This is a genomic window from Pseudomonas sp. Rh2 (genome assembly GCF_040762985.1).
Classification (GTDB): domain Bacteria; phylum Pseudomonadota; class Gammaproteobacteria; order Pseudomonadales; family Pseudomonadaceae; genus Aquipseudomonas; species Aquipseudomonas taiwanensis.
Window position 1 is genome coordinate 4756876 of record NZ_CP142890.1, and the last position, 25845, is coordinate 4782720.

22 protein-coding genes are annotated in these 25845 nt (G+C 62.2%); 18 read left to right on the forward strand and 4 right to left on the reverse strand.

Annotated elements, in window-relative coordinates; translation table 11 throughout:
- Window positions 1-21: 21 nt before the first annotated feature.
- Window positions 22-216, reverse strand: coding sequence for a hypothetical protein (locus VXM67_RS21720; RefSeq protein WP_148299931.1), 195 nt, complete (start codon window positions 214-216; stop codon window positions 22-24).
- Here VXM67_RS21720 and gap point away from each other — a divergent pair.
- The 6 genes from gap (at window position 215) to VXM67_RS21750 (ending at window position 6957) form a co-directional block, all read left to right on the forward strand.
- Entirely contained in the window at window positions 215-1216 is a 1002-nt protein-coding gene (gene gap / locus VXM67_RS21725) for a type I glyceraldehyde-3-phosphate dehydrogenase (RefSeq protein ID WP_023382100.1), read from the forward strand. The genes VXM67_RS21720 and gap overlap by 2 nt on opposite strands.
- 188 nt (window positions 1217-1404) lie before the next feature.
- The gene (locus VXM67_RS21730) at window positions 1405-1917 is read left to right on the forward strand and encodes a sigma-70 family RNA polymerase sigma factor (protein WP_023382101.1); all 513 of its coding nucleotides are present in this window, start codon (window positions 1405-1407) and stop codon (window positions 1915-1917) included.
- Between the two features lie 91 nt (window positions 1918-2008).
- On the forward strand, window positions 2009-2971 hold the full coding sequence (locus tag VXM67_RS21735) for a FecR domain-containing protein (protein WP_027906574.1): 963 nt from the start codon (window positions 2009-2011) through the stop codon (window positions 2969-2971).
- A gap of 178 nt (window positions 2972-3149) precedes the next feature.
- Window positions 3150-5741: a TonB-dependent receptor gene (locus VXM67_RS21740; RefSeq protein WP_023382103.1), complete on the forward strand. Its 2592-nt coding sequence runs from the start codon at window positions 3150-3152 to the stop codon at window positions 5739-5741.
- Window positions 5742-5884: 143 nt separating this feature from the next.
- Complete coding sequence (locus VXM67_RS21745; RefSeq protein ID WP_023382104.1) at window positions 5885-6481, forward strand: biliverdin-producing heme oxygenase; 597 nt, start codon at window positions 5885-5887, stop codon at window positions 6479-6481.
- 53 nt (window positions 6482-6534) lie between these two features.
- Window positions 6535-6957, forward strand: a complete 423-nt coding sequence (locus VXM67_RS21750; protein WP_023382105.1) for a YbaN family protein — start codon at window positions 6535-6537, stop codon at window positions 6955-6957.
- On the opposite strand, the gene arcD (VXM67_RS21755) is transcribed toward VXM67_RS21750, so the two are convergent.
- A complete protein-coding gene (arcD, locus tag VXM67_RS21755) occupies window positions 6937-8364 on the reverse strand; it encodes an arginine-ornithine antiporter (RefSeq protein WP_027906577.1) in 1428 nt (475 codons plus the stop codon). The genes VXM67_RS21750 and arcD (VXM67_RS21755) overlap by 21 nt on opposite strands.
- A 429-nt stretch (window positions 8365-8793) precedes the next feature.
- Here arcD (VXM67_RS21755) and arcD (VXM67_RS21760) point away from each other — a divergent pair, with 429 nt between their 5' ends.
- The 12 genes from arcD (VXM67_RS21760) to VXM67_RS21815 all read left to right on the forward strand — a co-directional run bounded on the left by arcD (VXM67_RS21760) (window position 8794) and on the right by VXM67_RS21815 (window position 23136).
- Window positions 8794-10221, forward strand: coding sequence for an arginine-ornithine antiporter (arcD, locus tag VXM67_RS21760; protein WP_023382107.1), 1428 nt, complete (start codon window positions 8794-8796; stop codon window positions 10219-10221).
- Between the two features lie 33 nt (window positions 10222-10254).
- The gene (gene arcA / locus VXM67_RS21765; protein ID WP_023382108.1) at window positions 10255-11508 is read left to right on the forward strand and encodes an arginine deiminase; all 1254 of its coding nucleotides are present in this window, start codon (window positions 10255-10257) and stop codon (window positions 11506-11508) included.
- Window positions 11509-11577: 69 nt separating this feature from the next.
- Complete coding sequence (locus VXM67_RS21770; protein ID WP_023382109.1) at window positions 11578-12588, forward strand: ornithine carbamoyltransferase; 1011 nt, start codon at window positions 11578-11580, stop codon at window positions 12586-12588.
- 155 nt (window positions 12589-12743) lie between these two features.
- Complete coding sequence (arcC, locus tag VXM67_RS21775) at window positions 12744-13673, forward strand: carbamate kinase (protein ID WP_023382110.1); 930 nt, start codon at window positions 12744-12746, stop codon at window positions 13671-13673.
- A 57-nt stretch (window positions 13674-13730) separates the two neighbouring features.
- Window positions 13731-14099, forward strand: a complete 369-nt coding sequence (locus VXM67_RS21780; protein WP_023382111.1) for a DUF5064 family protein — start codon at window positions 13731-13733, stop codon at window positions 14097-14099.
- A 192-nt stretch (window positions 14100-14291) separates the two neighbouring features.
- Entirely contained in the window at window positions 14292-15800 is a 1509-nt protein-coding gene (locus tag VXM67_RS21785) for a sigma-54-dependent transcriptional regulator (RefSeq protein WP_023382112.1), read from the forward strand.
- A 289-nt stretch (window positions 15801-16089) separates the two neighbouring features.
- The gene (gcvH, locus tag VXM67_RS21790; RefSeq protein ID WP_023382113.1) at window positions 16090-16473 is read left to right on the forward strand and encodes a glycine cleavage system protein GcvH; all 384 of its coding nucleotides are present in this window, start codon (window positions 16090-16092) and stop codon (window positions 16471-16473) included.
- 10 nt (window positions 16474-16483) lie between these two features.
- A complete protein-coding gene (gene gcvP / locus VXM67_RS21795; protein ID WP_027906578.1) occupies window positions 16484-19339 on the forward strand; it encodes an aminomethyl-transferring glycine dehydrogenase in 2856 nt (951 codons plus the stop codon).
- A gap of 132 nt (window positions 19340-19471) precedes the next feature.
- Complete coding sequence (locus tag VXM67_RS21800) at window positions 19472-20848, forward strand: L-serine ammonia-lyase (RefSeq protein WP_023382115.1); 1377 nt, start codon at window positions 19472-19474, stop codon at window positions 20846-20848.
- A gap of 26 nt (window positions 20849-20874) precedes the next feature.
- Complete coding sequence (gene gcvT / locus VXM67_RS21805; protein ID WP_104881318.1) at window positions 20875-21996, forward strand: glycine cleavage system aminomethyltransferase GcvT; 1122 nt, start codon at window positions 20875-20877, stop codon at window positions 21994-21996.
- A gap of 346 nt (window positions 21997-22342) precedes the next feature.
- Window positions 22343-22555, forward strand: a complete 213-nt coding sequence (locus VXM67_RS21810) for a cold-shock protein (RefSeq protein ID WP_003257941.1) — start codon at window positions 22343-22345, stop codon at window positions 22553-22555.
- A 92-nt stretch (window positions 22556-22647) separates the two neighbouring features.
- Window positions 22648-23136 (forward strand): RDD family protein, encoded by a 489-nt coding sequence (locus VXM67_RS21815; RefSeq protein WP_023382117.1) that lies wholly within the window; start codon window positions 22648-22650, stop codon window positions 23134-23136.
- Window positions 23137-23392: 256 nt separating this feature from the next.
- Here VXM67_RS21815 and lptG read toward each other — a convergent pair whose 3' ends face one another.
- Both lptG and lptF read right to left on the reverse strand, forming a co-directional pair.
- Window positions 23393-24454 carry an LPS export ABC transporter permease LptG gene (gene lptG, locus VXM67_RS21820; protein ID WP_023382118.1) on the reverse strand — a complete coding sequence of 354 codons (1062 nt, stop codon included), beginning with the start codon at window positions 24452-24454 and terminating at the stop codon, window positions 23393-23395.
- Window positions 24447-25562 carry an LPS export ABC transporter permease LptF gene (lptF, locus tag VXM67_RS21825; RefSeq protein ID WP_023382119.1) on the reverse strand — a complete coding sequence of 372 codons (1116 nt, stop codon included), beginning with the start codon at window positions 25560-25562 and terminating at the stop codon, window positions 24447-24449. Before lptF ends, lptG begins: the two co-directional genes overlap by 8 nt.
- Window positions 25563-25845 lie beyond the last annotated feature (283 nt).

Below are 25845 nucleotides of genomic sequence, written 5' to 3' on the forward strand. Positions count from 1 at the left end.
TCAAACGATTGCCACCTAGGCTCATGGAAACAGGGCCTGACGCATCGACAAAGGGGCTTTCCCAACCACTCGTTGTATATTTAAACAAAATACTGCCATCAAAAAGGCTTGTTTTCTATCTGCCAGTGAATAATCTTGTAATTCCAACAACAAAACCGTTTCAGTGAAGCTCCTTTTTGCCACAAGCTTCACTCGGACTGCCAGAGGTAATGCCATGACCCTTCGTATCGCGATCAATGGATTCGGCCGCATCGGGCGCAATGTCCTGCGCGCACTGTATACCCAAGGCTACCGCCAGGACTTGCAGGTCGTCGCCATCAACGACCTGGGTGACAGCGCGATGAACGCCCATCTGCTCAAATACGACAGCGTGCATGGCACCTTCGACGCCATCGTCGAGGCAGACCATGAGAGCATCACGGTCAACGGCGACCGCATCGCCGTCAGTGCCATCCGCAACCCGGCCGAACTGCCCTGGAAAGCCGAAGCGATCGACGTGGTATTCGAATGCACCGGCCTGTTCACCGAACGGGCCAAGGCGGCTGCCCACCTGGCCGCGGGAGCCGGCAAGGTGATTGTCTCGGCACCGGCCAAGGGCGCCGATGCCACCGTGGTCTATGGCGTCAACCACGACATCCTGCGCGCCTCGCACCAGATCATCTCCAATGCCTCGTGCACCACCAACTGCCTGGCGCCGATCGCCCAGGTGCTGCACCGTGAGTTCGGCATCGAGCAAGGGCTGATGACCACCATCCACGCCTACACCAATGACCAGGTGCTGACCGATGTGTACCACAGCGACCCGTACCGGGCACGCTCGGCCACCCAGTCGATGATTCCGAGCAAGACCGGCGCGGCCGAGGCGGTCGGCCTGGTACTCCCGGAACTGGCCGGCAAGCTCACCGGCATGGCCGTGCGAGTGCCGGTGATCAACGTGTCGCTGGTCGACCTCACCGTCAACCTCAAGCGCGAGGTCAGCAGCGACGAGGTCAACCAACTGTTCCTGGAGGCGAGCCGGCATTCCAAGGTGCTGGGCTACAACGCCCTGCCGCTGGTGTCGTGCGACTTCAACCATAACCCGCTGTCGTCGATCTTCGACGCCAACCACACCCGCGCCAACGGACGCATGCTCAAGGTACTGGCCTGGTACGACAACGAGTGGGGGTTCTCCAACCGCATGCTGGATAACTGCCTGGCTTTGTGCAGCGCGCGCTGATCCCTCGGCCGTGTCGCCGGCAAGCCTGCTCCCAGTGGGAGCAGGCAGGCTTGTCTCGCGAGAGGCCTCTACAGCAACTCATTTAACTGCACTGCCGACAATCTTTACCTTTTACTAACACTTTCGGGCTTGACCCTGCGAGCGGATGATAAGCATTATCATTAACTTTTCATCGGCCAGGTCCCACCGTGAGTCAGTCCCGGTTCAACTCCGTCTTCCTCGTTCAGCGCCTTAGCTTGCTGCGCACCCTGCAGCGCATGGTGGGCAACCCCAGCACCGCCGAGGACTTGCTGCAGGAAACCTACCTGCGGGTTTCCCGTGCTCTGAGCGAGCGTCCCATCGAACACCTGGAACCGTTCGTTTTCCAGACCGCGCGCAACCTGGCACTGGACCACCTGCGCACGCGCCGGATGCAGTCGCGTACCCTGGTCGATGACGTGCCCGAAGAGGTCTTGCACAACGTCGCCGCACCGACCAGCAGCAGCGAAGACGCCGCCCACGCCGAACAGATACTCAAACGCCTGAGCGTGAGCCTTGGCCAGCTTACCCCTCGCCAGCAACGCATCTTCATTCTCAGCCGCCTGCAGGGCGCCAGCTACCTGGAAATCGCCGAGCAACTGAACGTCTCGGCCAGCACGGTACAGAAGGAACTGAAGCTGATCATGGCCATCTGCATGGGTGTGGCCGACCGCCTCAAGTAAGCCGACCGCCCGCCTGATTGGCACGGCCAGGCCCTTGCCATGCCTGACCCAAGCCTTGATCATTCGTGGAAAATCATTTCAAGGATTACCCGTGACCGACAGCCCCGTCACTCACTCGTCACCTGCCGGGCCCGACGCCCGTGCCCGTGCCATGGACGAGGCGCTGGACTGGCTCATCCGCCTGCAATGCGCTGACCAAGACGATACCCGTGCCTTCGAGGCATGGCTGAGCGCCGCGCCGGAAAACGCCGAGGCCTATGTCGAAGCAGAGGCGCTGTGGAATGGTGCCGCTTTGCGCAAGGCGGCGCTGCAACTGAACCAGGAGCAGCGCCGCTCCTTGCATGGGCGCCTGCGACGTCACTGGAAACCCTTGGCCACCGCTGCCGTCCTGATGGTGGGTCTGTTCGCCTTCGGCAACCTGCCGATACGCCTGCAAGCCGATCATCTGACCGTGGTTGGCGAACGTCAGCGGCTGGCATTGGACGGTGGCGCCAAGGTGCTGCTCAACACCCATTCAGCCTTGGCCAGCGACCAGCGCGACGGCCGGTCGATCGCGCGGCTGCTACAAGGCGAGGCTTACTTCCAGGTACCCGGCGGCGCCCAACTGCCGCTGGAAGTGCAAGCAGGCCCACTACGCGCCCAGGTGCGGGACACCGATTTCGCCGTACGCTACCTCGATGGCGAAGCCCAGGTGCGCGTCCAGCGTGGCGATGTGGACTTGCTGGCTGCCAGCGACGAGCGTATCCGCCTCAATGCTGGCGACAGCATCAGTGTCGGCCCCAAAGGGTTCGGCCAGCGCCAACGTCCAGACATGGACAAGGACCTGGCCTGGGTCGACGGCCGCCTGGTGTTCGAAAACTGCCCACTGAGCCAGGTGCTGGCGGAGGTCCGGCGCTACTACCCCGGTTGGATCATCAACCGCAACAGCCAGCTGGACGATGTAGCCGTCACTGGCAACTACCGCCTCGATCAGCCATTGGAAACCTTGCGTGCCCTGGCTCATATCACGTCGGCCCAGTTGCATGAGTACCCGGCCCTGGTCATTCTCAACTAGAAATCCTGCCCTGGCCTCATCGCCGCAATCCGTCGCCAAGCCGAATCACCGACGGCCAGATTATTTTTACGCGATCGCAGCACCCCGCCCGTCACGTTATAGCCAATGCAACTGATTCTTGTTTAAAAACGAGAACAGACATCACCTATAACAGTTCGCGCGTCAGGGAGCGCTTTCGATGTCCACAGCCCCAGCTCGTCCGTCCACCCTTCCCCGCCGTACCGGGCAATTGTCCCTACTGACCCTGGCCCTGCTTGCCAGCGGCGCCTGCTGCTTGCCGGCGCTGGCCGCCGAGCCGGCCCAAGCCAGTAGCCCGCGCATGGGCGACTACCGCTTCGACATTGCCCAGCAACCGCTGGTGGCGGCGATCAATGCGTTCAGCCAGGTCACCGGGTGGCAGGTCGGGTTCAGCGCGCCGCTGGCCGAGGGGATCGCCTCCCCAGGCGTGCAAGGCTCTCTGCCGCCAGATGCTGCGCTCAAGCAGTTGTTGCATGGCACCGGCCTGGGCTTTCGCAAGATCGGCAACGGCAACGTGGTGCTCGAGCGCCAGTCGGCCGGTAAGGCCATCGCCCTGCAGCAGTTGACCGTCAGCGCCACCCGCAGCGCCCAGGAAGTCAGCCAGGTGCCCAGCACCGTGACCGTGCAGAACCGTGAACAGTTGGACCGCCAAAACGTCAACAACATCCAGGACCTGGTGCGCTACGAGCCAGGTGTTTCGGTGGCTGGCACCGGCCAGCGCAGTGGCCTGAACGGCTACAACATCCGCGGCATCGACGGTGAACGCATTCTCACCCAGGTCGATGGCGTGTCCATTCCCGACAGTTTCTTCTATGGCCCCTACGCTCAGACCCAGCGCAATTATGTAGACCCAGAGATCGTCAAGCGGATGGAGATTCTGCGTGGCCCAGCCTCAGTGCTGTACGGCAGCAACGCCATCGGTGGCGCGGTAAGCTACTTCACCCTCGACCCGGACGACATCATCAAGTCCGGCAAGGACGCCGGTGTGCGCCTGAAGACCGGCTACAGCTCGGCCGACGACAGCTGGCTGACCTCCGCCACGGTGGCCGGTCGCCAGGGCGATTTCGACGCTCTGCTGCACCTGAGCCAGCGCAATGGCCACGAGACCGAGTCCTACGGCAGCCACGGCGGCACCGGCCTGGACCGCACCGAAGCCAACCCGCAGGATGCGCGTACCACCAACGTGCTGGCCAAACTGGGCTGGGACTATGCCGACGATGCACGCCTGGGTTTCACCTACGAGCGTTACAAGGATGACCGCGACCAGAATATCCTCAGCGCCGTGGGCGGACCGTTCATTCCGGGCTTCGGCGGCATGAACGCCTATCGCATGCGTCAGGGTAACGACACCATCACCCGGGAACGCTTCGGCATCGATCACCAGTTCGGTCTCGACAGCCTGGTCGCCGACCATGTGAAGTGGAGCCTGAACTACCAGATCGCCAAGACCGACCAGCGCACCGACGAACTGTACGCGGCATCGGGCCGTGAAGTTATGCGCGAACGCCAGACCACTTACAAGGACCGCCAGTGGGTGTTCGATGCGCAGCTGGACAAGGCCTTCAGCCTCGGCCAGACCGACCACGTGCTGACATACGGCACCACCGTGAAACACGAAAAGGTCACCGGCTCGCGCAGCGGCACCGGCACCTGCCTCAACATCGGAGGCTCCTGCACCTTCGTCGGCCAGGACAGTTCGCGTGACGGCCAGGTGTTGGTCAGCGATTTCCCGGACCCAACCGTCAACACCTACAGCCTGTTCGCCCAGGATGAGATCCGCTGGAACAACTGGACGTTCATGCCCGGCGCTCGCTATGACTACACCCGCATGGAGCCCAAGTTCACCGAAGCGTACCTGCGCGGCCTGCAAGGCTCCGGCACCTCGGCACCTACCGATAGCGACGACTCGGACAAGAAGTGGCACCGCGTGTCGCCCAAGTTCGGCATCACCTATGCCTTCAATGACAACTACACCTGGTACGGCCAATACGCCGAAGGCTTCCGCACACCGACCGCCAAGTCCATGTATGGCCGCTTCGAAAACCAGACCCTGGGCTACAGCGTCAAGGGCAACCCTGGGCTTGAGCCGGAAAAAAGCAAGAGCTACGAGACCGGCCTGCGCGGCAACTTCGATGCCGGTCACTTCGATGTGGCGGTGTTCTACAACAAGTACCGCGACTTCATCGATGAGGACGCCGTGCAAAGCGCCAACCTGGAGCAGACCTTCCAGGCCAACAACATCAGGCATGCCACCATCAAGGGCGCCGAATTCAAGGGCCGCTTGAACCTGGACCACTTCGGCGCGCCGCAGGGCCTGTACACCCAGACGTCGATCGCCTATGCCTATGGTCGCAACGACGACACCGGCCAACCGCTGAATACCGTCAACCCGCTGACCGGTGTGTTCGGACTGGGTTACGAGCAGCCGAATTTCGGCGGCCTGCTGAGCTGGACGCTGGTCAAGCGCAAGACTCGCGTGGACGACACCGCCTTCTATGCTCCGGACGGTTCGAGCACGAAATTCCGCACACCAGGCTACGGTGTCCTGGACCTGACCGGCTTCTACAAAGTGACCGACGACGTCACCCTCAACGCCGGCTTGTATAACCTCACCGACAAGAAGTACTGGCAGTGGGATTCGGTACGCAGCTACGACGGCCAGGGCGAAGCGGCGGTGACCCAGCCGGCCAACCTCGATCGCCTCACCATGCCGGGGCGTAACTTCGCCATCAATGTGGTCTGGGACATCTGATCACCCGTTTTGGTTACCCTATCGCACGGCACCTGCAAGAACCCGCTTGCCGGCGATAGGGCCATCACTGACAAAAACGTTTACGCTCCAATGCACGCTGCTTCGTTATGTCATTAGAAGCCCAAACTTCCCAAGGATTGCCCATGACCACCGAACGCCCAGCCCTGCGCTCCAAGCGACTGAACCAAGTAACCCAGGCCCCCCACTCCGATCTGGACGCCCTGGTCCAATCCCACGCACCGTTCGATACCCGCGAAAGCTTCGCCCGCTTCGTCGCTGCCCAGTACCTGTTCCAGTCCGAACTGCAGGCGCTGTACAACGATCCGAAACTGATCGCCATCGTCCCGGACCTCGCCGCGCGTTGCCGCGCCGAGCAGGCCAGGCTGGACCTCGCTGACCTCGATACGCCGGTGCCAGCGCCAGCGCCCGGCGCACTGCGAAACCCCAGCCTGGGTGAAGCCATGGGCTGGATCTTCGTCTCCGAAGGCTCCAAACTGGGCGCCGCGTTTCTGATCAAGCGCGCCGTGGCGCTGGGGTTGTCCGACCATTTCGGCGCACGTCACCTGGGTGAGCCGGTCGGCGGTCGCGCCGAAGGCTGGAAGCAATTCACGCGTATACTCGATGGCCTGGAGCTGTCGGCCGAGGAAGATGCTGCTGTCGAACGCGGTGCTGTCGCGGCATTCGAACGCTTCACCGAACTGCTTAAGCACGCCTACGCCGCCGATGCTGCGCTGGCCTGATACGCTCTACCCGGCCACCCTTGCGGTGGCCAACCGTTTTTCGCAGTGAGACCATGACACGACCTGCCCGCTCGAAACTGTCCCGCTTGCTTTACGCCACCCTGGCTTATGTCAGCCTGGGCATCGGCCTGGTCGCGATCGTCATTCCCGGTCTGCCAACCACCGAATTCATTCTCCTGGCCGCCTGGGCCGCCACCCGCAGTTCCCCGCGCCTCTCGGCCTGGCTGGAGAATCATGGGGTGTTCGGGCCGATTCTGCGCAACTGGCGCAATGGCAAGGTGATCCAGCGTCGCGCCAAGATCAGCGCCACCTTCAGCATGCTGGTGTGTGCGGCCTTGATGCTGATTTTTCTCGAACACCGCTGGCCGGTGTTCCTGGCCATTACCGGCATGACGCTCGGCAACCTGTGGATCTGGTCACGCCCCGAGCGAGCAGCAGCGCTCGACACTGAAGCATCACAGGCTCAGCAACCCTGAATACAGGGCATACGCCGCCAACCCCGCCCCCACCAGCACGGCAGTGAAAATCAGCTTTTCCCAGGTGGTGAACAAGACCTCCCCCTGCTCTCGCTTGGCGCGGGCGAACAGGATCACCCCCGGGGCATACAGCAGCGCCGACAGCAGCAAATACTTGAGCCCACCGGCATACAGCAGCCAGATCGCATAGAGCAGCGCCACCATCGCCACCAGCAGGTCCTTGCGCCGCAGTGCGCCCTGGCCGGAATAGGTTTCACCACGCAGCGCCAGCAACACCGCATAAGCCGCCGACCACAGGTACGGCACCAGGATCATGGACGATGCCAGGTAGATCAGGCTGGTATACGTACCGGCCGAGAACAGGGTAATCAGCAGGAAGCCCTGGATCATGCAGTTGGTCAGCCAAAGCGCGTTTGCGGGCACGTGGTTGGCGTTTTCCTTCGCCAGGAATCGCGGCATGGTCTTGTCCCGCGCCGTGGCGTAGAGAATCTCGGCGCACAACAAGGCCCAGGACAACAAGGCCCCAAGCAGCGAGATCGCCAGGCCGATACTGATCAGCAGTGCCCCCCACGGCCCGACGATATGCTCGAGAACCGATGCCAGCGACGGGTTCTGTAGGCCGGCGAGTTCTGGTTGGGTCATTACCCCCAGAGACAGCACGTTCACCAACACCAACAGCGCCAGTACGCCGAGAAAGCCGATCACCGTGGCCTTGCCGACATCCGAGCGGCGCTGCGCACGACCGGAGTACACGCTGGCGCCTTCGATACCGATGAACACGAACACCGTCACCAGCATCATGTTGCGCACCTGGTTCAGCACGTTGCCGAACTGCGGGTTGCTCAAGCCCCAGATATCGCGGGTAAAGATGTCGGCGCGAAAAGCGAAGGCGGCGATCACGATGAAGATCAGTAACGGCACGACCTTGGCCACCGTGGTCACCTGGTTGATGAATGCCGCTTCCTTGATACCACGCAGTACCAGGAAGTGCACCGCCCACAGCAACAGCGAGGCGCAACCGATGGCCACCGGCGTGTTGCCCTCGCCGAACACGGGGAAATAGAAGCCCAGGGTGCTGAACAGCAGGACGAAGTAGCCGACGTTGCCCAGCCAGGCACTGATCCAGTAACCCCAGGCCGAGGAGAAACCCATGTACTCGCCAAAGCCCGCCTTGGCGTAGGCGTACACCCCAGAGTCAAGCTCCGGCTTGCGGTTGGCCAGCGTCTGGAACACGAAGGCCAACGCCAGCATGCCCACGGCAGTGATGGCCCAACCGATGAGCACGGCACCGACATCGGCGCGGGCGGCCATGTTCTGCGGCAGCGAGAAGATGCCGCCACCAATCATCGAACCGACCACCAACGCGATCAATGCGCCAAGGCGCAGCTTTTGTCCCGGTTCGCTCATGGGCCTCCTTCTTGTGCGCTGTCATTCATTTGAAACAGCTACACACTCATATAACAAAGCCGGTTTATATGAGCGCAAGCCATTAAAGCTATAGCACTCAGAACTGCGTTGTCTATGCCAAGCCTGCGGAAAAAACCGCCATTGAGAGGTCGCCAGAAAAGAAAGTGATAGCACTCGAAATTATCGTGAAAAATTTGCGAAAGCGGCAAAAGCGGCTAGTTTCAGACTTCGCAGGCTGAACAGAGCGTTTGCTCTAGAAAGACATGGAGGTGCCAGCGCACGAGGCCTGCAGCAGAGCTGTCGGCACGCTCCAGGAGCTACGTGAAGGAATTTTCCCACTTCACGTCGTCATCAGCTGACCCACGTCAGCTAATGATCCAGGCGTCAGATTTACTCTGACGTCAACTTTCTCCTGGTAGGAGTTGTTAAATGTCTGATTCGTCCGGAAAACTAAAACTTGGTGCGTTAGTTGCACTTGTCGTCGGCTCGATGATTGGCGGCGGCATCTTCTCGCTGCCGCAAAACATGGCGGCCAGCGCCGGTGTCGGTGCCGTGTTGATCGGCTGGGCCATCACCGCCGTGGGGATGCTGACCCTGGCCTTCGTGTTCCAGACCCTGGCCAACCGCAAGCCTGACCTGGATGGCGGGGTATACGCCTACGCCAAGGCGGGCTTTGGCGACTACATGGGCTTCTCCTCGGCCTGGGGTTACTGGATCAGTGCCTGGCTGGGCAACGTCGGCTACTTCGTCCTGCTGTTCAGTACCTTGGGGTACTTCTTCCCGATCTTTGGCGAAGGCAATACGCCTGCCGCCATCGTCGGCGCGTCGGTCCTGCTCTGGGCAGTACACTTCCTGGTACTGCGCGGCATCAAGGAAGCGGCGTTCATCAACCTGGTGACCACGGTGGCCAAGGTCGTGCCGCTGGTGCTGTTCGCCCTGATCTGCCTGTTCGCCTTCAGGCTCGATATCTTCACCGCCGACATCTGGGCCCTGGGCACGCCAGAGCTTGGCAGCGTGATGAATCAGGTGCGCAACATGATGCTGGTCACCGTCTGGGTGTTCATCGGCATCGAAGGCGCAAGCATCTTCTCGTCTCGTGCGGAAAAACGCTCGGACGTCGGCAAGGCCACTGTCATCGGTTTCATCACGGTGCTGCTGTTCCTGGTGTTGGTCAATGTGCTGTCGCTGGGCGTGATGACCCAACCAGAGCTGGCCAAGCTGCAAAACCCATCGATGGCTGCGGTGCTCGAGCATGTGGTCGGCCACTGGGGTGCCGTGCTGATCAGCGTCGGGCTGGTCATCTCCTTGCTCGGTGCCCTGCTGTCGTGGGTACTGCTGTGCGCCGAAATCATGTTCGCCGCCGCCAAAGACCACACCATGCCGGAGTTCCTGCGCCGCGAGAACGCCAAGCAGGTGCCGGCCAATGCCCTGTGGCTGACCAACGCCATGGTGCAGATCTTCCTGGTAATCACGCTGTTCTCGAGCAGTACCTACCTGTCGCTGATCTACCTCGCCACCTCGATGATCCTGGTGCCTTACCTGTGGTCGGCGGCCTATGCCTTCCTGCTGGCCCTGCGTAGCGAAACCTATGAACAGGCCCTGGCCGAACGCAAGAAAGACCTGATCATCGGCGCCATCGCGCTGCTGTATGCCATCTGGCTGCTGTATGCCGGCGGTGTGAAATACCTGCTGCTCTCGGCGCTGCTGTATGCCCCGGGCGTGATCCTGTTCGCCAAGGCCAAGCGTGAAGTTGGCCGACCTGTCTTCACCAACGTGGAAAAGCTGATCTTCGCCGCCGTGGTCATCGGTGCTCTGGTGGCAGCCTATGGTCTGTACGACGGCTTCCTGACGCTTTGATCCACGTCTTCGTTCAATTGGAGGAATGAAACCATGTCCGCTGAAAAACAGAAGTACGGTGTCCACTCCGAAGCCGGCAAACTGCGCAAAGTGATGGTGTGCTCGCCCGGCCTGGCGCACCAGCGTCTGACGCCAAGCAACTGTGACGAGCTGCTGTTCGATGACGTGATCTGGGTCGAACAGGCCAAGCGTGACCATTTCGACTTCGTCACCAAGATGCGCGAGCGCGGTGTGGATGTACTGGAAATGCACAACCTGCTGACCGACATCGTGCAGCAGCCAGAGGCCCTCAAGTGGATCCTCGACCGCAAGATCACTCCAGACACTGTCGGTGTGGGGCTGACCAACGAAGTACGCCACTGGCTCGAAGGGCTTGAACCTCGGCGCCTGGCGGAGTACCTGATCGGCGGCGTGGCCGGCCAGGACCTGCCGGATACCGAAGGTGCCGAAGTGGTCAAGATGTACAACGAATACCTGGGCCACTCCAGCTTCATCCTGCCGCCACTGCCCAACACCCAGTTCACCCGCGACACCACTTGCTGGATCTACGGCGGCGTGACGCTGAACCCGATGTACTGGCCGGCGCGACGCCAGGAAACCCTGCTGACCACCGCCATCTACAAATTCCACAAGGCGTTCACCGGTGCCGACTTCCAGGTGTGGTACGGCGATCCGGACAAGGACCATGGCCAGTCTACCCTCGAAGGCGGTGACGTGATGCCGATTGGTAAGGGCATCGTGCTGATCGGCATGGGCGAGCGCACTTCGCGCCAGGCCATCGGCCAGCTGGCACAGAGCCTGTTCGCCAAGGGCGCAGTCAAGGAAGTGATCGTCGCCGGCCTGCCGAAATCCCGCGCCGCCATGCACCTGGACACCGTCTTCAGCTTCTGCGACCGCGACCTGGTCACAGTCTTCCCGGAAGTGGTGAAAGAGATCGTGCCGTTCATCATCCGCCCGGACGAAAGCAAGCCATACGGCATGGACGTGCGTCGCGAGAACAAGTCGTTCATCGAGGTGGTCGGCGAGCACCTGGGCGTCAAGCTGCGTGTGGTCGAGACCGGCGGCAACAGCTTCGCCGCCGAGCGCGAGCAGTGGGATGACGGCAACAACGTGGTGGCGATCGAGCCCGGCGTGGTCATCGGCTACGACCGCAACACCTACACCAACACCCTGCTGCGCAAGGCCGGGATCGAGGTCATCACCATCAGCGCCGGCGAACTGGGCCGTGGCCGCGGCGGTGGCCACTGCATGACCTGCCCGATCGTACGCGACCCCATCGACTACTAACGTCCATCACGCCCGGCCATCCCCACAAGGTGGTGGCCGGAACATCACCGAACTCAAGGAGAAACTGTCATGGCGTTCAATATCCACAACCGCAACCTGCTCAGCCTGGAACACCACACCACCCGCGAGCTGAAGTACCTGCTGGACCTGTCCCGCGACCTCAAGCGCGCCAAGTACACCGGCACCGAGCAGCAGCACTTGAAGGGCAACAATATCGCCCTGATCTTCGAAAAGACCTCGACCCGTACCCGCTGCGCCTTCGAAGTCGCCGCCTACGACCAGGGCGCCAACGTCACCTACATCGACCCCAATTCGTCGCAGATCGGCCACAAGGAAAGCATGAAGGACACCGCCCGCGTGCTTGGGCGCATGTATGACGCCATCGAGTACCGGGGCTTCAAGCAGGAGATCGTCGAAGAACTGGCCAAGTTCGCGGGCGTTCCGGTCTTCAACGGCCTGACCGACGAATACCACCCGACCCAGATGATCGCCGACGTGCTGACCATGCGCGAGCACAGCGACAAACCGCTGCACGACATCAGCTACGCCTACCTGGGCGATGCCCGCAACAACATGGGCAACTCGCTGCTGCTGATCGGTGCCAAGCTCGGCATGGACGTACGCATCGCTGCGCCCAAGGCCCTGTGGCCCCACGACGACTTGGTCGAACGCTGCCACAAGTACGCCGAAGAAAGCGGTGCTCGCATCACCCTCACCGAAGACCCGAAAGCCGCGGTCAAGGGCGTGGACTTCGTGCACACCGACGTCTGGGTGTCGATGGGTGAACCTGTCGAAGCCTGGGGCGAGCGTATCAAGCAGTTGCTGCCCTACCAGGTGAACAAGGAACTGATGAAGTCCACCGGCAACCCACGGACCAAGTTCATGCACTGCTTGCCGGCGTTCCACAACTCCGAGACCAAGGTTGGCAAGCAGATCGCCGAACAGTACCCACACCTGGCCAACGGTATCGAAGTGACCGAGGACGTGTTCGAGTCGCCAGCATGCATCGCCTTCGAACAGGCAGAAAACCGCATGCACACCATCAAGGCGATTCTGGTGTCGACCCTGGCTGATCTCTAACCGCAATCCCTGTGGGCGCTGGTTCACCCGCGAAAGCGTCAGTCCCGGATTCGCCACGGATGCTGCTCACGCATTCACGGGTAAACCGGTGCCCACAGGGGGCGGTGTCCAGCCCCTGAGCTTCACTCACCTCTTTACATGAAAGGACATTCCCCATGCGTATCGTTGTTGCATTGGGCGGCAACGCCCTGCTACGCCGCGGCGAGCCCATGACCGCTGACAACCAGCGCGCCAATATCCGTACCGCCACCGAACAGATCGCCAAGATTCACCCCGGCAACGAATTGGTCATTGCCCATGGCAACGGCCCGCAAGTCGGCCTGCTGTCACTCCAGGGGCTGGCCTACAAACCCGATGAAGCCTACCCACTGGATGTGCTGGGCGCCGAAACCGAAGGCATGATCGGCTACATGATCGAACAGGAACTGGGCAACCTGCTGGCCTTCGAAGTGCCTTTCGCCACCCTGCTCACCCAGGTGGAAGTCGACGCCAACGACCCGGCCTTCAAGGACCCGACCAAGTTCATCGGCCCGGTCTACAGCAAGGAAGAAGCCGAACGCCTGGCCAAGGAAAAGGGCTGGGTGGTAAAGGCCGACGGCGACAAGTACCGCCGTGTGGTGGCCAGCCCGAAACCCAAGCGCATTTTCGAGATTCGTCCGATCAAGTGGCTGCTGGAAAAGAACAGCATCGTGATCTGCGCCGGCGGTGGCGGCATCCCCACCATGTACGATGAAAATCGCAAGCTCAAAGGCATCGAAGCTGTCATCGACAAGGACCTGTGCTCGTCGCTGCTGGCCGAACAGTTGGATGCCGACCTTCTGATAATCGCCACGGATGTGGATGCGGCGTACATTGACTGGGGCAAGCCGACGCAGAAAGCCATTGCCCAGGCGCATCCCGACGAACTCGAACGCCTGGGCTTCGCTGCCGGCTCGATGGGACCGAAAGTCCAGGCCGCCTGTGATTTCGCCCGTCATACCGGCAAAGTGGCAGTGATCAGCTCGCTGGAGAACATCGAAGACATCGTCAAAGGCACCGCCGGCACGCGGGTGAGCACCGCTACGCCGGGAATCAGCTACCGTTGATGGCAGTCGGCGGGTGCTACGGTGCCCGCCGTTATCAACCTTCCAGAGGATTTCGCCATGGCTCAGTTCAAGCCAGGTCATGTACATATCGAGCGCGACGCGCTGAACAAGAATGACCACAGCTACGACCTCAACATCGAGTACGAAGCATCGCAAGACCCACGGGAAGGCCGGGGCATCCAGTTCCGCATGCATGGCAGCATCGAGGGCAAGGATGTCGATGAAAAGTTCTTCCTGGCCAAAGACCAGGTGCTGCCCAGCTTTCTCATGGTACTGAGCCGTAAAGCGCAGGCACACCTTCCCCCACCGAAGAAATTCGAGACGCTCTCTTCGCCCCACAAGATCTACGACGCGATGTTCGAAGACATTCGCATCAAGCTGGACGTGAAATCGGGCGACCCGATCAAGCCAGAACACCTGGAATGACCGCAAGCCGCGCAGGAGCCCGCTTACCGGCGACGCCGCCGGTACAGCCAATGCACGACAGCCAATCCCACAGGTGCTCCGCCGCTTCAGATAATGCGGAATACCTGTGGCAGCTGGCCCGTCGCGGCGATTGGGCTTAATCCCCCTCCCAAGGCATACTACCGCCCTCCACGGCCACAAGCTCTGCCCCCCATGCGCATCCACGTCAGCTTCATAGACCGCGTCGGCATCACCCAGGAAGTCCTGGCCCTGCTCGGTGCCCGCAACCTCAACCTGGACGCCGTGGAGATGGTCCCGCCGAACGTCTACATCGACGCGCCGACCCTCAGCCCTGCTGTACTGGAAGAGCTGCACGACGCGCTGTTCGAAGTCCGTGGCGTGCAGTCGGTGGAGGTCGTCGACATCCTCCCCGGCCAACGCCGCCACCTGCAACTCGATGCCCTGCTGGCGGCAATGAGCGACCCGGTGCTGGCTGTCGACAGCGCTGGCAAGGTGTTGCTGGCCAACCCCGCCCTGATCGCCCTGTGCGGGCGCGAATCGGCTGGCCGCTCAGTGGGGGAGCTGTTCGGGGATCCGGGGCTGCTTCAGGCCCTGCTGGACAATAACTTCCACTTGCCGATGCGCGAAATGCAGCTCAACGGCCAGAGCCTGCTGCTGGACGCCACGCCGATCACCAATGCCGGCGGCCTGTTGACCCTGTACCCACCCACCCGCATGGGTGAGCGGCTTTCGGCCCTGCACCACGACCATGCCGAAGGCTTCGACGCTCTGCTCGGCGAGTCCCCGGTGATCCGCACCCTCAAGGCCCGAGCCTTGCGCGTGGCAACCCTGGACGCACCGTTGCTGATCCACGGTGAGACCGGTACCGGCAAGGAACTGGTGGCCCGCGCCTGTCACGCGATCAGCAGTCGCCATGCGGCGCCCTTCCTGGCCCTGAACTGCGCTGCGCTACCCGAGAGCCTGGCCGAAAGCGAACTGTTCGGTTACGCCCCGGGCGCCTTCACCGGGGCCCAGCGCGGCGGCAAACCGGGGCTGATGGAACTGGCCAACCAAGGCACGGTGTTCCTCGATGAAATTGGCGAGATGTCACCCTACCTACAGGCCAAGCTGCTACGGTTTCTCAGCGATGGCAGCTTCCGCCGGGTCGGCGGTGACCGCGAGGTGAAGGTCGATGTACGCATCATCAGCGCTACTCACCGCGACCTGGAACGCATGGTGGCCGAAGGCAGCTTCCGCGAAGACTTGTTCTACCGGCTGAACGTGCTGAACCTGCAGGTGCCTCCCCTGCGCGAACGTGGCCAGGACATCCTGATGCTCGCCCACTTCTTCATGCAGCAGGCCTGCACCCAGATCCAGCGCCCGCCATGCCGCCTGGCGCCCGCCACCCATTCGGCGCTGCTGGCCAACCCTTGGCCAGGCAACGTGCGCCAACTACAGAACGTGATCTTTCGCGCCGCCGCCATTTGCGAGGGTAACCTGGTAGACATTGGCGATCTGGACATCGCCGGTACCTCGGTGGCGCGGGGGCAGGATGGCGACGTGGCCAGCCTTGAGCAGGCGGTGGGAGATTTCGAGCGCGAACTGTTGCAGCGCTTGTACGCAAGCTACCCCTCCACCCGGCAACTGGCAGGACGACTACAAACCTCGCATACCGCAATTGCGCAGCGCTTGCGCAAGTACGGCATACCCAGCAAAGCCTGAACCTGGCCTGGGCGTTGCGACTCTTCCGTATCGAAATCAATACACCGTATCGAAACCAATACACCCTCCTGCAAATGCCACTACGCAAGGGTTTGATCCGCCAACCCTTTTGCTACCCGCGCCTTCTGTAGCGTTTTCATTCCACCGAAATGTCAGAAACATTTCTGTAATCACGCAAGTCTTTGATTTAAATGAGTTTTTAAATACTGGCCGCATATTTGCTAAGGGAATTCCAACCCCAAGAGCGCGGAGCCACCGCGCCCAACGCCCTGCTTCCCGAGGAATTCCCATGAGCGAGTTGCGTTTCACCGAAGATCACGAATGGCTGCGCGTCGAAGCCGATGGCAGCGTCACCGTGGGCATCACTGCCTACGCTCAGAACGCCCTTGGCGATGTGGTCTACGTGCAACTGCCGGAGCTGCAGTCGTACGACAAAGGCGCCGAAGCGTCCACCGTCGAATCGGTCAAGGCTGCCAGCGGCGTGTACATGCCCCTGAGCGGTGAAGTGGTCGCCGTCAACGAAGGCCTCAACGACAGCCCCGAGCGGGTCAACGAAGATCCGCTGGGCGAGGGCTGGTTCTTCCGCTTCGTCCCCGCCGACATGAGCGAAGTGGCTGCCCTGCTCGACCAGGACGCCTACGACCGTCTGATCAAAGCCAACGACGACGCCTGAGGAACCGACCATGACCATCAACCTCGGCACCGCCAACGAATTCATCGCCCGTCACATCGGCCCCCGCGCCGCCGACGAGCAAGCCATGCTCGCCAGCCTGGGCTTCGACTCGCTGGAAGCGATGACCGCCGCCGTCATCCCCGACAGCATCAAGGGCACCAGCGTGCTGGGCAGCGAAGACGGCCAGAGTGAAGCCGACGCCCTCGCCGCACTGAAAGCCATCGCCGGCAAGAACCAGCTGTTCAAGAGCTATATCGGCCAGGGTTACTACAACACCCACACGCCGGCACCGATCCTGCGCAACCTGCTGGAGAACCCGGCCTGGTACACCGCCTACACCCCTTACCAGCCAGAAATCTCCCAGGGCCGCCTGGAAGCGCTGCTGAACTTCCAGACCCTGATCAGCGACCTCACCGGCCTGCCGATCGCCAACGCCTCCCTGCTCGACGAAGCCACCGCCGCTGCCGAGGCCATGACCTTCTGCAAACGCCTGTCGAAGAACAAGGCCAGCCATGCCTTCTTCGCCTCCCGCCATTGCCACCCGCAAACCCTGGACGTGCTGCGCACCCGTGCCGAGCCACTGGGCATCGAGATCGTGGTTGGCGACGAACGTGAACTGACCGATGTCAGTGCCTTCTTCGGCGCCCTACTGCAGTACCCGGCCAGCAACGGTGAAGTGTTCGACTACCGGGAACTGGTCCAGCGCTTGCACGCCGCCAACGCGCTGGTTGCCGTTGCTGCCGACCTGCTGGCCCTGACCCTGCTGACCCCGCCTGGCGAGTTCGACGCCGACGTCGCCATCGGCAGCGCCCAGCGCTTCGGTGTGCCGCTGGGCTTCGGTGGCCCGCACGCGGCCTACTTCGCCACCCGTGACGCGTTCAAGCGTGACATGCCGGGCCGCCTGGTGGGCGTATCGATCGACCGCTTCGGCAAGACTGCCCTGCGCCTGGCCATGCAAACCCGCGAGCAGCACATCCGCCGCGAGAAGGCCACCAGCAACATCTGCACCGCTCAGGTACTGCTGGCCAACATCGCCAGCATGTACGCCGTTTACCACGGTCCGGAAGGCCTCAAGCGCATCGCCGAGCGCACCCATGCGCTGACCGCGATCCTGGCTGCCGGCCTGAAGAGCCTGGGCATCGAGGTGCTGGGCGAGACCGCCTTCGACACCCTGACCCTGGCCACCGGTGCTGCCACTGCCAACCTGCATGAAAAAGCCCGCGCCCAGCGCATCAACCTGCGCCAGATCGACGCCGGCCACCTGGGCCTGTCCCTTGACGAAACCAGCACCCAGGCTGACGTCGAAGCCCTCTGGCAACTGCTGGCTGGCGACAAGGTCCAGCCTGACTTCGCCGCCCTCGCCGCCAGCACCGGCTCGCGCCTGCCGGCTGCGCTGCAGCGTCAATCGGCGATTCTTCAGCACCCGGTGTTCAATCGCTACCACAGCGAAACCGAATTGATGCGCTACCTGCGTCGCCTGGCCGACAAAGACCTGGCGCTGGACCGCAGCATGATCCCGCTGGGCTCGTGCACCATGAAGCTCAATGCCGCCAGTGAAATGATCCCGGTCACCTGGGCCGAGTTCGGCAACCTGCACCCGTTCGCCCCCGCCGAGCAAAGCCAGGGCTACCTGCAGATGACCACCGAGCTGGAAGCCATGCTGTGCGCCGCCACTGGCTACGACGCCGTGTCGCTGCAACCTAACGCCGGTTCCCAGGGCGAGTACGCAGGCCTGCTGGCCATCCGCGCCTATCACCGCAGCCGTGGCGAAGGCCACCGCGACATCTGCCTGATCCCTTCGTCGGCCCACGGTACCAACCCTGCGACCGCCCACATGGCCGGCATGCGCGTGGTGGTCACCGCCTGCGATGCCCGCGGTAACGTCGATGTCGAAGACCTTCGCGCCAAGGCCATCGAGCACCGCGAGCGCCTCGCCGCGATCATGATCACCTACCCGTCGACCCACGGCGTGTTCGAGGAAGCGATTGGCGAAATCTGCGCGATCATCCACGACAACGGCGGCCAGGTGTACATCGACGGTGCCAACATGAACGCCATGGTCGGCCTGTGCGCCCCAGGTAAGTTCGGCGGCGACGTTTCGCACCTGAACCTGCACAAGACCTTCTGCATTCCCCACGGCGGTGGCGGCCCGGGCGTCGGCCCGATCGGCGTCAAGTCGCACCTGGCACCGTTCCTGCCAGGCCATGCCGCGCTCGAGAACACCGAAGGGGCGGTATGCGCCGCGCCGTTCGGCAGCGCCAGCATCCTGCCGATCACCTGGATGTACATCCGCATGATGGGCGGTGCCGGTCTCAAGCGTGCTTCGCAGATGGCCATTCTCAATGCCAACTACATCGCCCGCCGCCTGGAAGAGCACTATCCTGTTCTGTACACCGGCGGCAATGGCCTGGTCGCCCACGAGTGCATCCTCGACTTGCGCCCGCTCAAGGACACCAGTGGCATCAGTGTCGACGACGTGGCCAAGCGCCTGATCGACTTCGGCTTCCACGCGCCGACCATGTCCTTCCCGGTGGCTGGCACGCTGATGATCGAACCGACCGAAAGTGAATCCAAGGAAGAGCTGGATCGCTTCTGTGATGCGATGATCCAGATCCGCGAGGAAATCCGCGCGGTGGAAAACGGCAGCCTGGACAAGGACGACAACCCGCTGAAGAACGCCCCGCACACGGCAGCTGAGCTGGTGGGCGAGTGGGCTCACGGCTATAGCCGCGAGCAAGCGGTCTACCCGCTGCCGAGCCTGGTGGAGGCCAAGTACTGGCCGCCCGTAGGCCGGGTCGACAACGTGTTCGGCGACCGTAACCTGGTCTGCGCGTGCCCGTCGATCGAGAGCTACCAGGACGCCTGAGGCGGCCTGTGGCACTCAGGGGTCGCGTCGCGGCCCCATCGCGACACAAGGCCGCTCCGACAAAGAGCGGGGAGCGGCCTTGTGTCGCGGTCGGGCGGCACACCAGTCGCACAATCTTCAGGAGGAACCACCATGTCATTGAGCGTCTTCGACCTGTTCAAGATCGGCATAGGCCCCTCCAGCTCCCACACGGTCGGCCCGATGCGCGCCGCCGCGCGCTTTGCCGAAGGGCTGCGCCGCGACGACCTGTTGAGCCACACTGTCAGCGTCAAGGCCGAGTTGTATGGCTCGCTAGGCGCCACCGGCAAGGGCCACGGCAGTGACAAAGCGGTATTGCTCGGCCTTGAAGGCGAGCACCCCGATACCGTCGATACCGAATCCATCCCCGCCCGCCTGCAAGCGATCCGCGACAGCGGTCAACTGCGCCTGCTGGGCGAGCACGACATCGCGTTCATCGAAAAACAGCACCTTGCGATGATCCGTAAACCGTTGGCATATCACCCCAACGGCATGATCTTCCGCGCCTTCGATGCAGCCGGATTGCAAATCCGCAGCAGGGAGTACTACTCGGTGGGCGGCGGTTTCGTCGTCGATGAGGACGCGGCAGGCCACGACCGCATCGTCGAGGACCGCACGGTCCTCACCTACCCTTTCAAGACCGCCAAGGCGCTGCTCGGTCATTGCGTCGCACAGCAGATGCCGGTGAGCCAGGTCATGCTCGCCAACGAGTCCGCCTGGCGCCCGGAAGCCGAGACCCGTGCGGGGCTGCTGCGCATCTGGCAAGTGATGCAGGACTGCGTCGCGGCCGGCTGCCGCCATGAGGGCATCCTGCCCGGCGGGCTGAAGGTCAAGCGCCGGGCCCCGGCGCTGTACCGTCAACTGAGCAGCAACCCGGAAGCCAGCCTGCGCGATGCGCTGTCGGTGCTCGACTGGGTCAACCTCTATGCCCTGGCGGTGAACGAAGAAAACGCCTACGGCGGGCGAGTGGTCACTGCGCCGACCAACGGCGCAGCAGGCATCGTCCCAGCGGTGCTGCATTACTACATGCGCTTCATCCCCGGTGCCAGTGAGGACGGCGTGGTGCGCTTCCTGCTCACCGCCGCTGCCATCGGCATCCTCTACAAGGAGAACGCCTCGATCTCGGGCGCCGAGGTTGGCTGCCAGGGCGAGGTCGGGGTCGCCTGCTCGATGGCGGCCGGTGCCTTGTGCGAGGTGATGGGCGGCACCCCGCAGCAAGTGGAGAACGCCGCCGAGATTGGCATGGAACACAACCTGGGTCTGACCTGCGATCCCATTGGCGGTCTGGTCCAGGTGCCTTGCATCGAACGCAACGCCATGGGCTCGGTGAAGGCCATCAACGCGGTGCGCATGGCTTTACGCGGAGACGGGCAGCACTACGTGTCACTCGACAAGGTCATCCGCACCATGCGCCAGACCGGCGCCGACATGAAAAGCAAGTACAAGGAGACCGCCCGAGGCGGTCTGGCCGTCAACATCATCGAATGTTGACCCGACAAACAACTAAGGAGTCATCGATGTCCGAAACACTGCTCAAGACCCCGCTGCACGCTCTGCACCTCGAATTGGGCGCGCGCATGGTGCCGTTCGCCGGCTATGACATGCCAGTGCAGTACCCACTGGGCGTGCTCAAGGAGCACCTGCACACCCGCGAGCAGGCCGGCCTGTTCGATGTTTCGCACATGGGCCAGATCATCCTGCGCGGCAGCGATGCGGCCAAAGCCCTGGAAACCCTGGTGCCCGTGGACATCGTCGACCTGCCAGTAGGCATGCAGCGCTATGCCATGTTCACCAACGCCCAAGGTGGCATCCTCGATGACCTGATGGTCGCCAACCTGGGCAACGATGTGCTGTTCCTGGTGGTCAACGCTGCCTGCAAGGACCAGGACCTGGCTCACCTGCAAGCGCACATCGGTAACCGCTGCGAGGTGCAACCGCTGTTCGAGGAACGTGCCCTGCTGGCCCTGCAAGGCCCGGCCGCCGTCGAGGTGCTGAAACGCCTGGCGCCGGAAGTGGCCGACATGACCTTCATGCAGTTGCGCTCGGTCAAGCTGCTGGGTGAAGACTGCTACGTCAGCCGCTCGGGCTATACCGGTGAAGACGGTTATGAAATCTCGGTGCCAGTCAACGCTGCCGAAGCCTTGGCCCGCCGCCTGCTGACCGAGCCGCAGGTGCAGCCTATCGGCCTGGGTGCGCGGGACTCGCTGCGCCTGGAAGCCGGGCTGTGCCTGTACGGCCACGACATGGACACCGAGACCACGCCGGTCGAAGCCAGCCTGCTATGGGCCATCTCCAAGGTCCGCCGCGCCGACGGTGCACGCGCAGGTGGTTTCCCCGGTGCCGAACGGGTTTATGCCCAACAGCAGCAAGGCGTGGCACGCAAGCGGGTCGGCTTGCTTCCCCAGGAACGCACTCCGGTACGTGAAGGGGCGGAGATTGTCGACGCCAACGGCAAGACTGTCGGCAAGGTATGCAGCGGCGGCTTTGGTCCGACACTCGGCGCACCGGTGGCCATGGGTTATGTCGATAACGAACACAGCGCTATCGATACGCCTCTGTTTGCCGTTGTCCGCGGCAAGCAGGTTGCCCTGAAAGTCAGCAAAATGCCTTTTGTTCCGCAACGTTACTATCGCGGTTGAAAGCCCTTGGGAGAGGTTCGACATATTCGTTTTCGAACCTGTCCAATAACTTTTGAACATGGCGCCAGGCCAGGCGCCATGCCGTTTCCGACAATTTGGTCGGTTATCGGCAAATCGCTGATTTCCTACAGTGCGAAGGGCTTGTTTTTCTCTCGGGAGTTGGCGTAGAGTCACAGCACTGTGTTTGCATGGGTCGCAACAGTTCGTGACCTGGGCCAGTAGCCGCAATTTGCTACAACCCGTTCGACGTCTCTTACTTTCCTGCAACCCAGCCCAGTACTCTTTCACCCCGAATTATGTGAAAGAAACTGTCATTAAAAATTTAAGCTTCATAGGAAATAAGACAATGGCTGAGCGTCAGAACGGTACCGTCAAGTGGTTCAATGACGAGAAAGGTTACGGCTTCATCACCCCAGAAAGCGGTCCGGATCTGTTCGTACACTTCCGCGCTATCGAAGGCAACGGCTTCAAGAGCCTGAAAGAAGGCCAAAAGGTCACCTTCGAAGCCGTGCAAGGCCAGAAAGGCATGCAGGCTGACAAGGTTCAGGTCGCCGGCTAAGCCGAACCCGACTTCGAAGAAAAGCCCCTGCCAAGTGCAGGGGCTTTTTTTTGCCCGTAGAATACCGGCTTCGCCATTCGGAGCTGCAACGCATGTCCAAGCCTCTGCTCACACCCCAGGGAGATTTCCCACCCGCAGGCCTCGGCCGGCGCCTGGCGGCGATGTTCTATGACTTTCTGTTGTGTACGGCCCTGCTGATCGTCACCGCAGGCGCCTACAAGATGATCCAGATGAGCATCATCGGTGAAGCCCGCATGCGTGAACTGACCGATGCCGGCGCACTGGATGGAGACCCGCTGCTGTCGACGATTCTGCTGTTCGCGCTGTTCGGCTTCTTCGCCAAGTTCTGGACCCATGGCGGGCAAACCCTGGGCATGCAGGTGTGGGGCGTGCGGGTACAGAACGCCGATGGCAGCGCCATTAGCCTGTGGCAGGCGCTGTTGCGCTTCGTGGTGTCGATCGCTTCGTGGCTGTGTCTGGGGATGGGGTTCTTCTGGGCGCTGATCGACAAGCGCAAGCGCGGCTGGCATGACATCTATTCCGAGACACAGTTGGTGCGGGTGCCGAAGCAGAAGAATTGATCGGTAGCGTTCGGGTGTAGGCCGTGAAGGATAGGGTGTCCGATAGGTCGAGCGCCGCCCGCGCGGCGCATCGCGAGCAAGGCTCGCTCCTACGGTTATTTCGGGCCAGCTACACCTGTGGGATTTGCGCGCGACCGCTTTGGTGCAAGGCACAGTATCGCGGGCGTCTGTAGGAGCGAACCTTGCTCGCGATGCGCCGCGCGGGCGGCGCTCGATCCGGCACACACCGCAACACTCACGGCATGCACCACTGACCTCAACCAGCTCTGCGCAACAGCCACAAACCGGCCACCGCACAGATACCGGCGGGGATCACCACCGCCAGCAGCGGCGGGAAGCCGAACACCTGGCTCGAAGGGCCAAGCAGGTCCTGGCCAATGCGGAACACGAAGCCCACCAGCACACCGGTAAATACCCGCTGTCCCAGGGTCACAGAGCGCAGTGGGCCGAAGATGAAGGAAATCGCCATCAGCACCAGCGCCGCGGTCACCGCCGGCTGCAGCACCTTGGTCCAAAACGCCAGCCAGTAACGCGCGTTGTTCAGGCCCTGGTCGGACAGGTAATGGATGTAGTCCCACAGCCCGGTGATCGACAGCGATTCAGGCGCCAGCACCACGGTGTTGAGCAGTTGCGGCGTGACCGAGACATCCCAACGCTCCTGCGGCGCCTTCACCACTTCAGTGTGGTCGCCACGGAAATACGTGGTGCTGACGTCGCTGAGCACCCAGTGATCCTGGTTGTATTGCGCACGGCGGGCGAAGCTCGACGTGATGATCTTGCGCTCGTTGTCGAAGCGGTAACGGGTCACGCCCAGCAGCAGGCCGTTGGGCTGCACGGCGTTGATGTGCACGAACTCGTCACCCTGACGGTGCCACATGCCGCGCTTGGAACTTTGTGCCTCTCCCCCGCCTTGGGCCAGGGAACGGTCGGCCTGGGCCTTGTTTTCGGTGACCGGCGCCACGTACTCGCCAATCAGGAGGCCCACCAGCATCAGCACCAGCATCGGCTTCATCACCGCCCAGACGATACGGCCGATGGAAACGCCAGCGGCGCGCATGATGGTCAGCTCACTACTGCTGGCCAGGCTGCCCAGGCCGACCAGGCAGCCGATCAGCGCGGCCATCGGCAGCATTTCGTACAGACGACGCGGTGCGGTCAGCAGGACGAAGTTACCTGCCTCCATCACCGTGTAGGTGTCGCTCAGGTCGCCCATCTCGTCGATGAAGGCAAACAGCGAGGCCAGGCCGAGGATGATCCCCAGCACCGCCAGAATGGCCAGCAGCACGCTCTGGCCGATATAGCGATCGAGCTTAGCCATGGGCCACCTCCGCACGACGGGCAGCGCGCTTGAGACGCAGCGGTTCCCAATACATCAGGCCCAGGCCGATGAGCAGGAACAGTCCATGCACCCACCAGATACCCAGGCCAATCGGCAACTTGCCCTTCTCAAGGGCGCCACGTACGGAAATCAGCATCGTCAGGTAGGCCATGTACAGAAGAATCGCCGGCAGCAGCTTGAGGAAGCGGCCCTGGCGTGGGTTGACCTTGGCCAGCGGCACTGCCAGCACGGTCACGATGAACACCAGGATCGGCAGCGACAGACGCCATTGCAGCTCGGCGCGCTCACGCAGGCCTTTCTGGCCGATCAGTTGGGAGGTCGGGATCGCTTCGCGCTCGGTCACTTCCTCGCTGACTTCAGGCTTGGGTAGCAATACGCCGTAGGTGTCGTACTTGATGGCACGGTAGTCAGCCTGGCCAGGGTTGCCGTCATAGCGATAGCCATTTTCCAGGATCAGGTAGCGGTTGCCGTCGGCCTGCACTTCCTGGTGACCTTTCTCGGCGACCAGCACCGAAGGAGCGCGGTCCTTGGTCTTGTCCTGGTTGAAGCGTTTCTCGGAGATGAACACGCCACCTAAGTTGATGCGGTCGTCCGAAAGCTGCTCGGTGTAGGTCACCCGCGAGCCATCACGCAAGGTCTGGAAACGCCCCGGCACCAGGGTGTCGAATTCGGTCAGCGCGTCCTGCTGGCTGATGATTTGCTGCACCTGGGCAACGCCCAGCGGCGCAAGGCTCAGGCTCAGCCACGCGACCAGCAATGCCACCAGCGCCGCCGGGGCCATGGTCAGGCCCAGCAGGCGCTGCTGGCTCATGCCGGTGGCCGACAGCACGGTCATCTCGCTTTCCAGGTATAACCGGCCATAGGCCAGCAGGATGCCGAGGAACAGGCCCAGTGGGAGAATCAGCTGCAGGAAACCCGGCAGGCGGAAACCCATGATCAGGAACAGTACACTCGGGTCGAGCACGCCTTGGGCGGCCTGGGCCAGGTACTTGATGAAGCGCCCGCTCATGATGATCACCAGCAGCACAGCGCTGACGGCGCTCAAGGTCACCAGGACCTCGCGGGACAGATAACGAAAGACGATCAAACCAGACACTCCTGGGTTGTCAGGGGCGGACTGCCAAACAATGGCGCCAGACTATGACGTAGTACAGCCAGACCAATGCTGGTTCGCCAAAGGCGAACCTCCATAAAAGTGCGCGCATTATCCTGTGATTGACCGCGCCTGTCACTTGGCCGCGCATGAAGCCGCACGTCGGGGTTGTCAGCACGCTTGTCGCAGGCTCAAACTGGCAGCTTTTCCACTGGCACGCGACCACGCGGCCAAGCCTGCCCGGCGCACGCGAACATTCAGCGCCTACGGTAAAGAT

What these genes read in the sequence shown, in the direction of transcription:
- arcD (WP_027906577.1), bottom strand. Translation starts at nt 8,364, where the DNA reads ATGAGCGAACCGGGACAAAAGCTGCGCCTTGGCGCATTGATCGCGTTG.
- gcvH (WP_023382113.1), top strand. Translation starts at nt 16,090, where the DNA reads ATGAGCGAGTTGCGTTTCACCGAAGATCACGAATGGCTGCGCGTCGAA.
- gap (WP_023382100.1), top strand. Translation starts at nt 215, where the DNA reads ATGACCCTTCGTATCGCGATCAATGGATTCGGCCGCATCGGGCGCAAT.
- VXM67_RS21800 (WP_023382115.1), top strand. Translation starts at nt 19,472, where the DNA reads ATGTCATTGAGCGTCTTCGACCTGTTCAAGATCGGCATAGGCCCCTCC.
- arcD (WP_023382107.1), top strand. Translation starts at nt 8,794, where the DNA reads ATGTCTGATTCGTCCGGAAAACTAAAACTTGGTGCGTTAGTTGCACTT.
- VXM67_RS21740 (WP_023382103.1), top strand. Translation starts at nt 3,150, where the DNA reads ATGTCCACAGCCCCAGCTCGTCCGTCCACCCTTCCCCGCCGTACCGGG.
- gcvT (WP_104881318.1), top strand. Translation starts at nt 20,875, where the DNA reads ATGTCCGAAACACTGCTCAAGACCCCGCTGCACGCTCTGCACCTCGAA.
- VXM67_RS21785 (WP_023382112.1), top strand. Translation starts at nt 14,292, where the DNA reads ATGCGCATCCACGTCAGCTTCATAGACCGCGTCGGCATCACCCAGGAA.
- VXM67_RS21720 (WP_148299931.1), bottom strand. Translation starts at nt 216, where the DNA reads ATGGCATTACCTCTGGCAGTCCGAGTGAAGCTTGTGGCAAAAAGGAGC.
- VXM67_RS21770 (WP_023382109.1), top strand. Translation starts at nt 11,578, where the DNA reads ATGGCGTTCAATATCCACAACCGCAACCTGCTCAGCCTGGAACACCAC.
- VXM67_RS21815 (WP_023382117.1), top strand. Translation starts at nt 22,648, where the DNA reads ATGTCCAAGCCTCTGCTCACACCCCAGGGAGATTTCCCACCCGCAGGC.
- arcA (WP_023382108.1), top strand. Translation starts at nt 10,255, where the DNA reads ATGTCCGCTGAAAAACAGAAGTACGGTGTCCACTCCGAAGCCGGCAAA.
- arcC (WP_023382110.1), top strand. Translation starts at nt 12,744, where the DNA reads ATGCGTATCGTTGTTGCATTGGGCGGCAACGCCCTGCTACGCCGCGGC.
- VXM67_RS21745 (WP_023382104.1), top strand. Translation starts at nt 5,885, where the DNA reads ATGACCACCGAACGCCCAGCCCTGCGCTCCAAGCGACTGAACCAAGTA.
- VXM67_RS21750 (WP_023382105.1), top strand. Translation starts at nt 6,535, where the DNA reads ATGACACGACCTGCCCGCTCGAAACTGTCCCGCTTGCTTTACGCCACC.
- VXM67_RS21810 (WP_003257941.1), top strand. Translation starts at nt 22,343, where the DNA reads ATGGCTGAGCGTCAGAACGGTACCGTCAAGTGGTTCAATGACGAGAAA.
- VXM67_RS21780 (WP_023382111.1), top strand. Translation starts at nt 13,731, where the DNA reads ATGGCTCAGTTCAAGCCAGGTCATGTACATATCGAGCGCGACGCGCTG.
- lptG (WP_023382118.1), bottom strand. Translation starts at nt 24,454, where the DNA reads ATGGCTAAGCTCGATCGCTATATCGGCCAGAGCGTGCTGCTGGCCATT.
- gcvP (WP_027906578.1), top strand. Translation starts at nt 16,484, where the DNA reads ATGACCATCAACCTCGGCACCGCCAACGAATTCATCGCCCGTCACATC.